Source organism: Pseudoalteromonas sp. T1lg122 (genome assembly GCF_002964825.1).
In the GTDB taxonomy this organism is placed as follows: Bacteria; Pseudomonadota; Gammaproteobacteria; order Enterobacterales; family Alteromonadaceae; genus Pseudoalteromonas; species Pseudoalteromonas gelatinilytica.
Map to the genome: position 1 here is coordinate 105,818 of NZ_PQCG01000007.1, position 15,855 is coordinate 121,672.

The window sequence follows — 15,855 nt, forward strand, 5'->3', positions numbered from 1 at the left end:
TCCTTATTGGCTCTTAAGATAAATAGCAGGGTTGGTTTTACATACCAGCCAAGCAGGGTACAGACCCGCTATCACACAGGTGCTAATTGCAATCACAGGTGCGCTGAGTAGCATGGTTAAATCCATAGTGGCTAAGCTTTGGTAGTAGCTATAGCTTTGACGTACGCCTAATAAGCCCACTTGCGCCAAAATAATTCCGAAGATGCCACCTAAGAAACCTAACATCGCGACCTCAACAATATGTTGAAAGAATATTTGGCGTTTGCTGGCACCTAATGCTCGGCGCACACCGACTTCCGGAGCGCGGCGTAAAAATTTCGCTAGTAATAAACCTAAAATATTGGCAAGGCATACTGCTAAAAACATAAAGCTTAGGCCAACCAGAATTTCGTTGTCTTCGCTAACGACATTGTTGTATTGCATCCACTCATTTACATCGCGTAAGGTGGCGGTTAATTTTTCGCGGTTAAAACGACCTAGCTTTTGTTGCTCTTGCATATAGGCCATTAAAAAGTCTTGGTAAGCTTGTTTTTCTGCAGGTGTTTTTAGTTCAACCCAAAATTGTAACCACACCATTTCAGAATTGAGTTTGTCGTTAAAGGTATTGGTTTTTTCGTGCTTCCAACCATTGGTATTACCCCAGTTTTCAAGCTGGCGTGCTTTCATTAGGCTAAATGGTAAAAATAGTTGCTCGGTCTTATTAAATGCACCGTTGTTCAGATCATAATATTTGGTGGTGATATCCCAATCATCAATGACGCCAATAACTTCGTAGCTGGCATCATCGAGGTACACCATTTTGCCGACAGGGTTTTCACCTGCGAATAGCTTGTCGTTTAATTCTTTATTGATCACCACAACAGGGGCTGCATCGGCTTCTTGTTGCGCGCTCCAAACCCCACCATAAATAAATGATAGGTTAAACATATCGAAAAAATCAGGCGTGGTTAGGCGTGCTTGTCCAATAAATGGTTTAACTTTATCTGAGTCTAAATAAACCGAAAAACCCGTTCTAACCATAGTGACACGTTTGCCACCCGCATTCGCTTGATTAAGGTTAACGGCATCCTGATAAGTTAATTGCAGTGGCATGTTATCGACTGTCCACCACGTACGGCCTTCATCCATGGTTTGTAGCTGTACAGTATAAAGGTCGCTACTTTTTTCAGGAATAGGGTCTGCTGACATCATGTGATACACAGATAAGCTTGTCATGGTTACGCCAATACCAATGGCAATGGCCAGTACCATTAAAAAGCTCACAAGTGGAGTGCGCTTAAAGCTGCGCCAGCTTAAATCTAAATAATGAAGGAACATGGTTACACTCCAGCCGCTTTAAGATTTTGAGTGCCTTGGTACAAGGTGAAGTCAGCTAATTGGCCGTCAACAACTTGGATATTACGTGGTGCTCTGCGAGCAAGCTCTGGATCATGAGTAACCATGATGATGGTTGCGCCATCACGGTTGATTTGCTCAAGTAGCTCCATTACTTGACGAGCCATTAAGCTATCTAAATTACCGGTTGGCTCATCGGCAAGTAAAAAGCGCGGTTCACCTGCAAGAGCTCTGGCAATAGCCACACGTTGTTGTTGACCACCAGAAAGTTGTTGCGGTAAGTGTTTAGCGCGTGACGCTAAACCAACTTGCTCCAGGCATTGCTCGATTCGGCGTTTACGCTCGGCGGCTTTGATACCGCGATAACGCAGTGGTACTTCAATATTTTCATAGAGATTCAAATCTGGAATAAGGTTGAAGCCTTGGAAAATAAAACCAATTTTTTGATTACGTAAGTCAGCACGCTGGTTGTCGTTGAGCTTACCCACATCAATACCGTCTAGCATGTATTGGCCTTCGCTAAATGGTTCTAACATACCGGCGATGTTTAAAAATGTGGTTTTACCTGAGCCACTTGGGCCCGTTACGGCAATAAATTCACCTTCTTCTACTTGTAGATTAAAGTCACGAAGGGCATGTGTTTGTACCATATCTGTTTGATACACTTTGCTGATGTTGTTCATTGTAAGCATGTTGATTATTCCTTTTATTTGTTAGCGTAAAACCAGTGTGGTTGCTTTTTTAAAGCGATCGTAGTTCGAGATAATTAGCTTATCGCCAGGCTCTACGCCTTCAATTATCTCGACAGCATTAATACTGCTTGCACCGGTTTTTATATCGATTAAATAAGCCATGTCACCGTCAACCTTATAGGCATGGGTGCCACCTTGTTGTAAGAATGCGCCGCGTTTTACTTGTAATACATCGTCGCGATTCTCTAATAAAATACGTGCGGTTAAACGTTGGTTTTGGCGGATGCCAGAAATCTCATTGTCAAAACGTACGCGGGTTGTCACCTCGCGGTTATTCACTTCAGGCGAAATGGCTGAAAGAGTGCCTGTGACATGACGAGCTCCTAACGTAAGCTCAACTTGCATACCAAGACCTAGCTCATTGGCGTAGCTTTCTGGTACTTGCAGTTCTGCTTCAAAGTTACTTAAATCGACCAATGTCATTAATGGTTGGCTTTGTGTGACAGCTTCTTTTTGTTGCACTAATAAGTTACCCACAATGCCGCTTACACTGGCAGTGATAGTAAGTTCATTTACTTGTCTGAGTAAGTCGTCAACAATCAGTTGTTGACGAGCCAGATCACGCTCTGCGGCTTTTAGCTCAAATGCGAGGGTATCTTTGGCTAGATTAACTTCTTGCTCGGCGTGCTTATAAGAAAGCTTGGCACGGGCTAAGTCATCAACCGCTTTTTCTAGATCTATTTGGCTAATTAAATGTTTCTCGATAGAGATTTTAGCTCGGCGGTTTTCTCTATCAGCGGCATTGAGTTCAACTTGCGCTAAATCGAGCGCTTTAGTCAGGCTCAGTTTTTGTCTGCGCGCTTCAAGTTGCTTGCGTTGTAATTCACCTTCTAAACGTGCTAATACCGATTGCTGTTGCTTTAGCTCGTTGGTTAGCTCAGGACTGGTTACGGTTGCGATCACTTCATTTACCTCAACGCTGTCACCGGCTTTTACTTTTAAATCGACAAAACCACGTTCAGGGCTATAAACCTTCGGTGCATTAGCTGCAACGATTTTACCGCTCGCGGCCACATCTCTTATGAGCGTCTTTTGAGTCACTTCACTAATTTGTAAGCTCGCTGCATCAACCGAAATGCTGCCATCACTACTTGCTAATAATGCTTGAAAGCCAAGCGCACCAACAAGTATTACACCCGCTACTACTATAAGTGGTTTTTTTATGGTGTTTTTCTTCGCCACGGTAATATCTTGGGCACTGGTATCCTTAATCATTTTAACTCCTTACGATTCTCAAAACACACGATCATGAAGCCAACGGCAAGCATGGTAAGTGGAGAAGCCATAAACAAACTGATAGTGAACATTTTGAAATCCTTAATTTCGCTGATGTCTTATCTATACTAGTAGTGTGCCAACTTTTAAGTTTTTGATTTTTAATTGGATTTATTTTTATTGCAGGTTTTTTATCTGTCCGCGGACAGAAAAAGTGTCCGCAGCGGACACTTTTAAATTGCTGATTGTTGACGCAAGGGTAAACAGACTAAGACATTGCGACTAAGGTCGGCTGCTCAGATACATAGTTTGTAACTATGCTAAAGCCAAGAGTAAATAATGATGCAGCTGTACTGCACTAGAGCCCACTAAAAGCTGCATTGATATTCATTGTGTGAATAATTATTCAATAATGTGCGCAGTTTACGTTAACGTAAAGGTTCGGATTTTTAGATTGTTTTTTTACAAGTTGTTAAATTTGACACCAGTGTCATAAAAAAATAACGGGTAAAATACGACTAAATGTAAAAATTTAGCTTAGAATTTAAAAAGTGCTTTAAGTGAGAAATATTCATGAATATGAATATGTATTCAAAACTCTATTGACTCATGGGATATTTGGCGATAGTTTTGTTCGTCTGCTAGCACTGTCACAAAAGACTGAACCGCTAGTCGTTGTAGCAAGGGGAGGGGTCTATGTTATACGACTCAAAATTAGAAAAAGATAATTGTGGCTTTGGCTTAATAGCCCAGGTCAATGGTCAGGCGAGCCATCGCTTGATTCGAACAGCAATCACTGGCTTAGATCGCATGGAGCACCGTGGGGGTATTTCTGCCGATGGTAAAACCGGTGATGGTTGTGGTTTATTAATGCAAAAACCCGATAGTTTCTTTCGTGCTATTGCCAGCGAACATGATTGGCATCTAGGAAAGAACTACGCCGTAGGCATGGTATTTTTAAATGCCGATCCTGTACTTGCGCAAACAGCTAAAGATGTGTTGAGTGAAGAACTCGAAAAAGAAACCTTGAGCATTCAAGGCTGGCGCGTAGTACCGACTGATGCGTCATGTTTAGGGCCAATTGCAAAAAAACAACTACCAGGCTTTGAACAAATTTTTGTTAGCGCACCAGAAGGCTGGCGTCCAAAAGATTTAGAACGTCGCTTATATGTAGCGCGTCGTCGTGCTGAAAAGCGCCTCGAAAACGATGAACATTTTTATATTGCCAGCTTATCTGGTTTGGTCACTGTCTATAAAGGCTTAATGATGCCTGTAGACTTGCCTAACTTTTATTTAGATTTAGCTGACATTCGCATGACCAGTGCGATTTGTGTATTTCACCAACGTTTCTCTACTAATACACAACCTCGTTGGCCGCTTGCACAACCATTCCGCTATTTAGCGCATAATGGTGAAATCAATACGATTCAAGGTAACCGCCAGTGGGCCCGTGCCCGTGCGTACAAGTTTGCCTCACCACTTATTCCTGATTTGCAATCAGCTGCACCATTCGTTAACGAAAGCGGCTCAGACTCTTCAAGCTTAGATAATATGCTTGAGTTGTTCTTAGCCGGTGGCATGGATTTATTCCGTGCAATGCGTATGCTTGTGCCGCCAGCATGGCAAAAGAACCGTGCTATGGATGAAGACCTACGTGCATTCTATGACTTTAACTCAATGCATATGGAACCATGGGATGGCCCGGCTGGTATTGTTATGTCTGATGGCCGTTTTGCAGCCTGTAACCTTGACCGTAACGGTTTACGCCCAGCGCGTTATGTAATCACTCAAGATGGTTTTATTACCCTTGCCTCAGAAGTCGGTATTTGGGACTACGCACCTGATGAAGTGGTTGAGAAAGGCCGTGTGGGCCCGGGTGAACTGTTAGTTATTGATACTCACCAAGGTAAAATTTGGCATTCAGATGAAATTGACCAAGACCTTAAGTCACGTCATCCATATAAAGCATGGCTTGAAGCAAACGTTAAGCGTTTAACGCCATTTGAACAGCTTGCAGAAAAAGACGCAGGTAATCGTTCATTTGATGATGAAACATTGCTTAAGTATCAAAAAATGTTTGGCTACACCAACGAAGAACTTGATAGCGTTATTCGTGTAATGGGTGAAAATGGCCAAGAAGCAACAGGTTCAATGGGGGATGACACGCCATTTGCGGTACTGTCAGAAGGTCATCGTTCATTGTTTGATTACTTCAGACAAAAATTTGCGCAAGTAACCAATCCACCGATTGATCCGCTTCGTGAAAACCATGTTATGTCACTGGCAACCTGTATTGGTAGTGAGCAAAACGTATTCAACGAAACAACTGGTCACGCTAAGCGTTTACAGTTTGATACACCTATTTTGATGTATGCAGACATGAAACAGCTTTTAAGTGCTGATCAAGCGCATTATAGCTATTGTAAAATCGATATTACTTACACTGCAGAAGAAGGCCTTGAAAACGCCATCACGCGTATTTGTGATGAAGCGCAAGAAAAAGCGGCAGCGGGTTGCGTAATGCTCGTGTTAAGTGACCGTAACTTCAGTGAAACACAGTTACCTATTCCGGCAGCAATGGCGGTTGGTTCTATTCAAAAGCGTTTAGTTGATAATAACTTACGTTGTGAATCAAATATTATCATCGAATCGGGTAGTGTCCGTGATGCGCATCAGTTTGCGGTATTACTTGGTTTTGGCGCGACGGCTATTTATCCGTACCTTGCTTATGAATCTTTAGTTGCGATGAGTGACAAAAAGATTCTTAACAAGAGCTATTGTGAGGTCACACTTGCCTATCGTAACGCGATAAATAAAGGCTTGTATAAAATCATGTCGAAAATGGGTATCAGTACCGTTGCATCTTATCGCTGCTCAATGTTGTTTGAAGCAGTCGGTTTGTCTGACGCGATTGTAGAAACCTGTTTTAATGGCGTAGCAAGTCGTATTAAAGGAGCCTGTTTCACTGATTTTGATGATGACCAACGCAAGCTTCATAAATTGGCATTTAGTAAACGTAAATTATTAAGCCATGGCGGCTTATTAAAATATGTTCATGGCGGTGAATACCATGCTTATAACCCAGACGTTATTCAAACACTGCAAAAAGCTGTGCGTTCTGGAGAATATAGTGACTATGTAGCGTACGCTGATCTGGTTAATAATCGTCCGATCACTAACTTACGTGACATGCTTGCACTGAAAGTGCCTGATGCAGGCATCAGTATTGATGACGTAGAACCTGCAACTGAGCTATACAAACGTTTTGACTCAGCAGCAATGAGTATTGGTGCGTTATCGCCAGAAGCGCATGAAGCGTTAGCAATAGCGATGAACCGTTTAGGTGGTTGTTCAAACTCTGGCGAGGGTGGTGAAGACAAGCTTCGCTACGGCACAGAGAAAAACTCACGTATTAAACAGGTTGCTTCTGGCCGCTTTGGTGTAACACCGCATTACTTACGTAGCGCTGATGTGATTCAGATTAAAGTGGCGCAAGGTGCAAAACCAGGCGAGGGTGGTCAATTACCAGGTGAAAAAGTGACGCCGTATATTGCAAAATTGCGTTACTCAGTGCCAGGTGTGACTTTGATTTCTCCACCGCCGCATCACGATATTTATTCGATTGAAGATTTAGCCCAGCTAATTTTCGATTTAAAACAAGTAAACCCAGAAGCACTAATTTCGGTGAAACTAGTGTCTGAGCCGGGTGTCGGTACTATCGCAACGGGTGTTGCCAAAGCGTATGCCGATTTAATTACCATTGCAGGTTATGACGGTGGTACCGGTGCAAGCCCGCTTACTTCGGTGAAATATGCGGGTAGCCCATGGGAGCTTGGCCTTGCTGAAACTCAACAAGCGCTAGTAGAAAATGGCTTACGTCACCGTATTCGTTTACAAACCGATGGTGGTCTTAAAACGGGTCTAGACATCATTAAAGCTGCTATTTTAGGTGCTGAAAGCTTTGGCTTTGGTACTGGTCCTATGGTGGCACTTGGTTGTAAGTATCTGCGTATTTGTCACTTAAATAACTGTGCGACCGGTGTTGCAACGCAAGACGATACACTGCGTCAAAAGCATTATCATGGTTTGCCTGAAATGGCGATGAACTACTTCAAGTTTATTGCCCAAGAAGCACGCCAAATTATGGCAAGTTTAGGGGTGACTCGTTTAACTGATTTAATTGGTCGTTTGGACTTACTTGAAGCAATTGAAGGTAATACAGAGAAACAAAAGAAAGTGGATCTGTCGTCTGTGATTGCTGTGCCGAACAACCCAACAGGTGAAACACTGTATTGTAGTGCGCCAAATAGCTCACACTACTTAGGTCAGCTAAATGAAACCTTGCTTGAAAAAGCAAAACAAGCAATTGACGAAAAATCGGGCACCTCATTGGTAAGCCGTATTTGTAATACCGACCGCTCTGTGGGCGCGATGTTATCGGGTTATATTGCCTCTAAACATGGCAACCAAGGTATGGCTGCTGATCCTGTCTCTATTGAGCTTCATGGTACAGCGGGTCAATCATTTGGGGTATGGAATGCGGGTGGTCTTGAAATGACCCTCGTTGGTGATGCCAATGACTATGTTGGTAAAGGCATGGCTGGCGGTAAGCTGGTAATTCGCCCGCCGCTTGGTTCATCGTTCGAAAGCCACAAAGCAACGATTGCTGGCAATACCTGTCTATACGGGGCAACGGGTGGTAAGTTATTTGCTGCTGGCTCTGCAGGTGAACGTTTTGCTGTTCGTAACTCAGGCGTACAAGCAGTTGTAGAAGGTGTCGGTGATAACGGCTGTGAGTATATGACTGGCGGTGTAGTGTGCGTACTTGGCAAAGTGGGTATTAACTTTGGTGCGGGTATGACAGGTGGCTTTGCCTATATTCTTGATGAAGGCAAAGACTTTGAAAAACGCATTAACCCAGAGCTTGTTGAAATTGTTACGCTTGAGGGCTTAGCTTCTCATCAAGAGCATTTACGCGGTCTTATTGCTGAGCATTTAGAGCTGACTGGCTCAAACCGCGCTGAGCAGATTTTAGCTAACTTTGATTTATACATGCCGATGTTTAAATTGGTTAAGCCAAAATCTAGTGATGTAAAAAGTTTACTCGGACACCGAGCGCGCAGCAGCGCAGAGCTTCGTGTTCAGGCTCAGTAAGGGGGTAGTATGAGCGAAAATGTATACCAGTTTATCGATGTACAACGTGTTGATCCGCGTAAAAAACCAATTTCAGCACGTAAGCAATCTTTCGTAGAAATATATGAGCCGTTCTCTGAGACTCAAGTTAACTCACAGGCGGACCGTTGTTTAGATTGTGGTAACCCTTACTGTGAATGGAAATGCCCAGTACATAACTATATTCCACAATGGTTAAAGTTAATTCGTACTGGCCGTATTTTAGAAGCGGCAGAGCTTTCTCACCGTACCAACAGCTTACCCGAGGTGTGTGGCCGAGTTTGTCCACAAGATCGCTTATGTGAAGGCTCATGTACGCTAGAAGAAGAGTTTGGTGCTGTCACTATCGGTAATATCGAAAAGTACATCACAGATACGGCCTTTAAGATGGGCTGGAAACCAGATATGTCGTATGTGGTTTGGTCTGACAAAAAAGTGGCTATTATTGGTGCAGGCCCAGCTGGCTTGGGCTGTGCAGATATTTTAGTTCGTAATGGGGTAAAACCTGTGGTGTTTGACCGTCACCCAGAAATCGGCGGCCTTCTTACGTTTGGTATTCCATCATTCAAACTTGAAAAAGAAGTGATGCAAAAGCGTCGCGAAATCTTCACGGAAATGGGTGTCGAGTTTAAGCTAAACACTGAAGTTGGCGTTGACATTACCCTTGATGAAATTTTGGCTGAATATGATGCCGTATTCTTAGGGGTGGGTACCTATCAAAGTATGCGTGCAGGGCTTGAAAATGAAGATGCAGACGGTGTGTTTGATGCACTGCCATTCTTAATAGGTAACACCAACCGTGTTATGGGCTATGCAGAAGACAAGCAAGCTTATATCGATATGGCGAACGAAAAAGTCGTTGTATTAGGCGGTGGTGATACAGCAATGGACTGTGTAAGAACCTCTATTCGACAAGGTGCTACACAGGTTACCTGTGCGTATCGTCGTGACGAAGAAAACATGCCAGGCTCAAAACGGGAAGTTAAAAATGCCCGTGAAGAGGGCGTTGAGTTTACCTTCAACGTTCAGCCAAAAGGTATTGTGGTTGATGAGCAAGGTAAAGTTGCTGGCGTTAAAATGGTGAAAACACAACTCGGTGAGCCGGATGAAAATGGTCGTCGCCGTGCTGAAGAAGTAGCAGGCTCTGAGCATATTATTGAAGCAACCAAGGTGCTCATGGCATTTGGTTTTAAACCTCATAAAATGGATTGGTTAGAACCGTATGGTGTTGAAATCAATCATTGGGGCGGTATCAATGCACCAGAAAAAGGCGAGTTTACTCACCAAACAACTAATCCTAAAATCTTTGCTGGTGGCGATATTGTCCGCGGCTCAGACTTAGTGGTAACGGCTATTTTCGAAGGCCGAAATGCCGCTGAAGGGATTATGGACTATTTAGGCGTTTAATTACGAAGTTGCCGATTCATTTGTTTAAAAGCAAGCTGCCTAGCTTGCTTTTTTTTGCCTACTTTTTAGCTGTTTTGAAAATTTAATCAAGATTCAGAAAAATAATGAAAAAATAGCGCTTATTACCTACAATCTACGAATGAATTTTACTGCAGAATCGATAAAATTCATTATTTCGTATTAACTCCATATTTGCTCCACATTGTTGCGTTTTAATGTTCATTAGAGGCAGAAGCCCATCTGAATATTTGATGCTAACAACATGGATAAAAAGAAAATGTTTTGCGAACACACAAATACCGAGCAGTTAAATTTTTTTCAGCCAAGTTCAAAATCTGAAAATGATTTACTCGATGAGGTCATGAACAGTGAAGACCTGCACGATATTCTGACCATGGTTTTATTAGATGAAACCTTATCAGATGCGCTTAAAGCGATGGTGAAGCAACAATTAAAAACAATAAAAAAAATATAAAACGGAAATAAAAATGCCCCAGATATTAGTCGTCGAAGACGACTTAGATATTGCAGAGCAAGTACTGTTGTTCTTCAATGCATCTGGCTTTACCACTCACCACATCACTGATGGCAGTGCTGTGGTTTCGTGGGTTAAAGCAAATAAACCAGATGCGATAATTTTAGATGTAATGTTACCTAATTTAGATGGCGTGGAGTGCATGAAGCAGATCCGCGCTTTTTCTATGGTGCCAATTATCATGGTAACCGCAAAAGTTGAAGAGGCAGATAGATTAAAAGGGCTAGAACATGGCGCTGATGACTATGTCTGTAAACCTTTTAGCGGTGCAGAGCTGGTGATGCGCGTAAAAGCTATTTTAAGACGCTGTGCACCAGCGCCGGTTGTAAGCGATGCGATGAATTCACCTGCTGCGATTTGCTTAAACGAAGACGCCCTCGAAGTTGAAATAAAAGGTGTGTCTTTGGGTTTAACTAAAGTGGAATTTGACGTATTTAAGCTTTTGTACAAAGCCCCTAAGCGTGTTTTTTCTAGGCAGCAGATACTTGATCATATCCAACCTAATAATTTTGATATTACCGACCGCGTAATCGACAGCCATATCAAAAATATTCGCAAAAAACTGAAGAATTTACAGTTCTCTCCTAAGATAGTCGCTTCCGTTTATGGAGCAGGCTATCGCTATGATGAACGTCAAATCAATTGATTTGGCGTTCATCGCTTTTCTATTAGTTACACACTGTACGTTCACCTTTTCGAATCGAATGGGTGAACACATACACAGATAACTCTCTTGCTTGAATATCTTGCCAAATGCGTTTGCTTGGAACTGGGCATAGAGCGTAATGTAAATATTGGCTTAGTGCTTCACCTTCAAGGGCAATCGCAGAGGGTGTTTGTACGTATACTTGAATAGCATCAGTTGAGTACTTAATTTGATTTAAACGCCATTGACCTAATAAAAATTGCTTTGCAAAGAACTGAGAAATACGTTGCTTAGCAGCTTCAGAGAGGGGTGGGTACTCTATTGGTTTTTCGTAGCTTGCATAATAAAGCCCTGCACTTATCAATAAGCTGGCAAACGCCACGTAAATAGGAAGTGGGGACTTCTTGGTTGTTTTAATTTGGCTTTGGCGGTGTTTACGCTCAACAGATTTAGCCCATTGAGCATGCTTTAATGACTCTGACATGGTTCCATTCCACAGTAGTTTATAGTGCTATTTAAGCAATAAAATGTGGTGGAAAAATGGAGAGGTTTATTTTCTGCTTAAAGGGAGCAAGATTCTGATACATAACCCCCCTGACTTTCCTGGTAATGCGTTGATATTCCCAGACATCAATTCAACAAAGCTCTGACAAATTGACAGCCCTAAACCTGAGCCTCCTGATGCGCGGCTTCGAGATTCTTCGACACGATATAAACGGTCAAAGAGTTTGCCAATATGTGCTTTGCCGACACCAGGAGAGGTATCATCGACTTGAATAAACAGCTCTTGCTTGTTTGCTCTTACTTTAAGGCGAACATGGCCTGGGCTGTCTGTATAAAGGCATGCATTAGTAAAAATATTGTTGAGAATTTGGTCGAGTTTTTGTTTATCTACCGTGATTGCAACATCATCTGCAATAACAATGTCAGCAAAAAATGTGAGCTGATGACTGCAAACATAACGACGCATGTCTTGCTCGTATTCAGCAAAAATCTGCGCGGCATTATATTGTTGAAGATTCAATGTCAGGGTTTTATTTTCAGCTTGAGACAACTGGTACACATCTGAAATTAAGTTATTTAGTTGCGCTATTTTGCCATTAATCTTGCTGTAGGCGAGATCGCGGTTTTCTTGAATATCAAGCTCAAGCGCTTCTATATGCAGCTTTAAAACGCTCAGTGGGGTGCGTAATTCATGGGAAATATCAGCAAGCATCTTGTCTTTTTCAATCAAGTTGTATTGATAAAGCTTTGCTTTAAATAATGCTTTTCGATGTTTAAAGTAATAGAGCACTAAGGCAAGGGTGCTAAACAACAAAACAATACCGGCAGTTAGCAACCAAATTTGTTTTTCTAGTCGTTGGTTATTCATTTGTGCCGTAGCGAGTTTATTTTTTTGAATCTCATCATCAATGCGTTGCTGTTGCTCAATAGCTGTTAGTTGCTTTTTGTTTTTTTCGACAGCTTGATTTAAATGCTCTTCAAACAAAGATTCGGCCAGTTTATTTTCAAGCTTTAGCTGCTCTGCTGCTAGTTTGTAATCACCGATAAGTTCGGCATAAATTGCGGTATAGCCATGCTGTTTTTGATTCAATAAGCGATTATCAATACCCACTAACAACTCTTTTGTGCGGCTTAAATAAAGACCAATGAGCTCAGGGTTTTTAAGTGCTAAATGCAGTTCAATTAAATTAAAGTAAGAATAGAGTTGGCTTAACGTTGATCCTGATTTAAGTGCCGCATTGAGACCAGACTCAGCACTGCTGAGCGCCATATGCTGGTTGTCTATCTTCAAATACAATTGCATCAATGTATGTTTAGCTGTAGCCATATTTTCATAAGCCTTTACGTCGGCTAAACGAGTATAGGCATTATTTAGTAAAGGGAGCGCTTGCTCCAAATCACCACGCTTATACACCAGCTTGGCAAGTTGTAAGCTGGTATCGGCAATATTCATTTGGTTTTTGGTTTTAATATCAAACTCGAGTGCTTTTTTATAGAAGTACTCAGATTGAGAGAGGTCATCAAGTCTTTGAGCAAGATTTGCTAGGTTATAAAAATTAGTGGCAATCAGTTCATAATTATCGCTGTTTTCTAATAAACCTTGTGCTTTTACCTGATGATGCATTGATTGTTCAAGATCATTGAGTGTGTCATATAGCGAACCTAAATTGCTATGGCTTTGTGCTTGTAGGTTCTTGTCTTCAAGCTCGTTGGCAAGCGCTAAGGCTGCCATATAATGATTTTTTGCTTCTATTGTTTTTACTTGGCGACGATAATTGATCCCCAACTCTTTTTGAATATGGTATTGGTCCTTTTTACTCAGACTAGCTAGCTTCTGTAATGGCAGTAACAGTTCTATCGCCTCGTTATAATGACCTTGTTTACGCAAAAGAGGCGCTTGTGCCATGGCAACATCAGGGCCTGATGTCGTGTTATTTTTATCCTTATATTGCTCAAGAATAGTGAGAGCTTCACTGAGCTTGCCTTGATTCTCAAGATCAGTGACTTGATTTAATAGAGAGCTTGGCAGTGAGGTTGCTACACACGAAAAAGACAGAAAATACGCAGCGATAAGTAAAGAGTATTTCATTTGCAGTTAGAATAAGCTTAATGTGCGCTTATACTAACCAGCAAATGTGTGCAAATTATGGAGCTATTACCAGCAACCAGTCAGGGGACTTTTCACTCTATTCGTGTGTTGCTTAACGAGTAAATAACTTATACCAACAAGCAATGTATGGCTGACCGCTAAAGCAATCAACCAAGACGACATACTCTGTGTTAATTGATTGACTGTTACTAGGCTAATAAGCATGAAAACTAACGATGAATTTAACACTGTTTGTAGTAACTGCTTAAAACGTAAATGCTTCCAACGACTCCAAACAATCAAAAATAATGCGCTAGTAGGGAGGGCAATTAAAAAGCATTCAAATAAAGTAACGATTATTTGCGCACCTTGATAAGGTGAATCTGTTGTTGCGCCCTGTGAATGGTTTGAGAAAAGCAAAATCAAGCCAAATACTAAAGCGGTAAACATATTTTTAATATTCATTAGTAAACTCTAACCCACTTAAACTCTCAAAGTATTAATTATCAATTTATGCATGTGCGCTAATAAGCTCTTTGGCATTCGCTCGTGCCATTTTACTGATGTTGTCACCAGCAAGTAGTCGAGCAATTTCATCAATACGGCCATCTTTAGATAGTTTACTCATTTGCGTGAATGTTTCGCCGTCTGCAATTTCTTTGGCTACAAAAAATTGTTGATGCCCAGAGCTTGCAACCTGCGGTAAGTGAGTCACACAAATAACTTGGGTCGATTTACCTAATTGGCGTAATAGCTTGCCGACTGCAGAAGCAGTAGGGCCTGATATACCCACATCAACTTCATCGAAAATAAGTGTAGGCGTTGTAACCCGCTGAGCAATAATTACCTGAATAGCTAAACTAATACGCGATAATTCACCACCAGAAGCAACTTTAGAAAGCGCTTGCATTGGTTGCCCCGGGTTGGTTGAAACTAAAAATGAGACAGTATCAAAACCCATCGCACTTGGTGCTTTATCGCTAGTTTGTTGGATATCAATCGCAAACTTGCCGTTTTCCATTGATAAGTTCGCCATGCTATCGCTAATTAACTGATTGAGTGTATCTGCGTAACTATGGCGGCTTTCACTTAACTGTTTTGCTGCTTGTTTGTAGTGTTCAAGCGCATTGCTAATTTCGCTTTCAAGTGCCACAAGGCGGTCGCTGTTATAACTAATTGATGCTAATTCTTCGGCAATAGACTGATGAAATTCAACCAGTTCTTCGGGTTTTATGTGATGTTTACGGGCAAGGTCCATAGCACCTGTTAAACGAGTCTCAACTTCGTCTAATCGTGCCGGATCTAAGTCGGTCACATCAACGTAGCTGCGAATTTCACGGCTTGCTTCTTCAACTTGAACGGCAGCTTCACTTAATAACGATGCAATGCTTGAAAGGCTTTCATCATAGCTTGCCAATTCAGCAAATTGCTGAGCACTGTGTTGTAATAACGAACACGCGCTTTGCTCATCACTTTCGTATAAATGCTGTAGCTCTCGCTGACATGATTCTAAAATAGTCTGGCTGTGGCTTAATTTGTGGTGCTCAGCTTCAATCTCTTCAAATTCACCCGGTTGTAGCGCAAATTCATCAAGCTCGGCGACTTGATACTCAAGTAATTGCTTTTGAGCTGCTTGTTGCTGCTGTTGTTGTTCAAGCTGGTTAAACTCTTTAAGTAATGCTTGGTAGGCTTTATAGCGCTCTTTAACATCCGCTATTAGCTGATTGTGGCCTGCATAGGCATCGAGCAGGTGTAACTGATGTTCAGCTTTTAATAGATGCTGGTGAGCATGTTGGCCGTGAATTGAAATTAAATACTGACCTAACTCTTTCAACTGTGCAGCGGTGACGGAGCTGCCATTAATATAACTTTTGCTACGACCATTCTTGCAAATAACACGTCGCAGTAAACATTCACCTTCAGTGCTTGAAAGTAAATGTTGCTCTAAAAAGTGTTGGGCAAGAGGGAGCTGGCTAATATCGAATTGTGCACAAATTTCTGCGCGTTCAGTACCAGGGCGAACAGCACCTGCATCAGCACGTTCGCCTAAACATAATGACAGGGCATCAATAGCAATTGATTTACCCGCACCTGTTTCACCTGTAATGGCTGTCATACCATTGTGCCACTCAGTACTTAAATTACTCACAATGGCAAAGTTTTTAATTTCTAACCCGATTAACATACTGTTTATCCATCC

Annotated in this window: 11 protein-coding genes; 4 read left to right on the forward strand and 7 right to left on the reverse strand. The window is 41.9% G+C overall.

All coding sequences use genetic code 11. The features are described from left to right. Nucleotides 1-3 precede the first annotated feature (3 nt). From C2M33_RS05980 to C2M33_RS05990, 3 genes are read right to left on the reverse strand one after another with little or no spacing between them, the layout of a single operon-like run. Complete coding sequence (locus C2M33_RS05980) at nt 4-1,317, reverse strand: ABC transporter permease (RefSeq protein WP_105173978.1); 1,314 nt, start codon at nt 1,315-1,317, stop codon at nt 4-6. Between the two features lie 2 nt (nt 1,318-1,319). Beyond that, nucleotides 1,320-2,027: an ABC transporter ATP-binding protein gene (locus tag C2M33_RS05985; protein ID WP_054551528.1), complete on the reverse strand. Its 708-nt coding sequence runs from the start codon at nt 2,025-2,027 to the stop codon at nt 1,320-1,322. Nucleotides 2,028-2,048: 21 nt separating this feature from the next. Further along, nucleotides 2,049-3,302 carry an efflux RND transporter periplasmic adaptor subunit gene (locus tag C2M33_RS05990; RefSeq protein WP_105173979.1) on the reverse strand — a complete coding sequence of 418 codons (1,254 nt, stop codon included), beginning with the start codon at nt 3,300-3,302 and terminating at the stop codon, nt 2,049-2,051. 696 nt (nt 3,303-3,998) lie between these two features. On the opposite strand from C2M33_RS05990, the gene gltB reads away from it, so the two are divergent. The 4 genes from gltB to C2M33_RS06010 all read left to right on the forward strand — a co-directional run bounded on the left by gltB (nt 3,999) and on the right by C2M33_RS06010 (nt 11,062). Beyond that, nucleotides 3,999-8,456, forward strand: a complete 4,458-nt coding sequence (gene gltB, locus C2M33_RS05995; protein ID WP_063705859.1) for a glutamate synthase large subunit — start codon at nt 3,999-4,001, stop codon at nt 8,454-8,456. Between the two features lie 9 nt (nt 8,457-8,465). Next, complete coding sequence (locus C2M33_RS06000; RefSeq protein WP_063705857.1) at nt 8,466-9,881, forward strand: FAD-dependent oxidoreductase; 1,416 nt, start codon at nt 8,466-8,468, stop codon at nt 9,879-9,881. Between the two features lie 262 nt (nt 9,882-10,143). Continuing rightward, entirely contained in the window at nt 10,144-10,356 is a 213-nt protein-coding gene (locus C2M33_RS06005; protein WP_229677558.1) for a hypothetical protein, read from the forward strand. Between the two features lie 13 nt (nt 10,357-10,369). Next, nucleotides 10,370-11,062 (forward strand): response regulator, encoded by a 693-nt coding sequence (locus C2M33_RS06010; protein WP_063705855.1) that lies wholly within the window; start codon nt 10,370-10,372, stop codon nt 11,060-11,062. Nucleotides 11,063-11,084: 22 nt separating this feature from the next. On the opposite strand, the gene C2M33_RS06015 is transcribed toward C2M33_RS06010, so the two are convergent. From C2M33_RS06015 to recN, 4 genes are all read right to left on the reverse strand, one after another. After that, the gene (locus C2M33_RS06015) at nt 11,085-11,546 is read right to left on the reverse strand and encodes a hypothetical protein (protein WP_105173980.1); all 462 of its coding nucleotides are present in this window, start codon (nt 11,544-11,546) and stop codon (nt 11,085-11,087) included. Between the two features lie 66 nt (nt 11,547-11,612). Next, entirely contained in the window at nt 11,613-13,655 is a 2,043-nt protein-coding gene (locus C2M33_RS06020; protein WP_105173981.1) for an ATP-binding protein, read from the reverse strand. 66 nt (nt 13,656-13,721) lie between these two features. Then, nucleotides 13,722-14,120 (reverse strand): hypothetical protein, encoded by a 399-nt coding sequence (locus C2M33_RS06025; protein WP_105173982.1) that lies wholly within the window; start codon nt 14,118-14,120, stop codon nt 13,722-13,724. Nucleotides 14,121-14,166: 46 nt separating this feature from the next. After that, the gene (gene recN / locus C2M33_RS06030; protein ID WP_105173983.1) at nt 14,167-15,840 is read right to left on the reverse strand and encodes a DNA repair protein RecN; all 1,674 of its coding nucleotides are present in this window, start codon (nt 15,838-15,840) and stop codon (nt 14,167-14,169) included. Between the last annotated feature and the right edge of the window lie 15 nt (nt 15,841-15,855).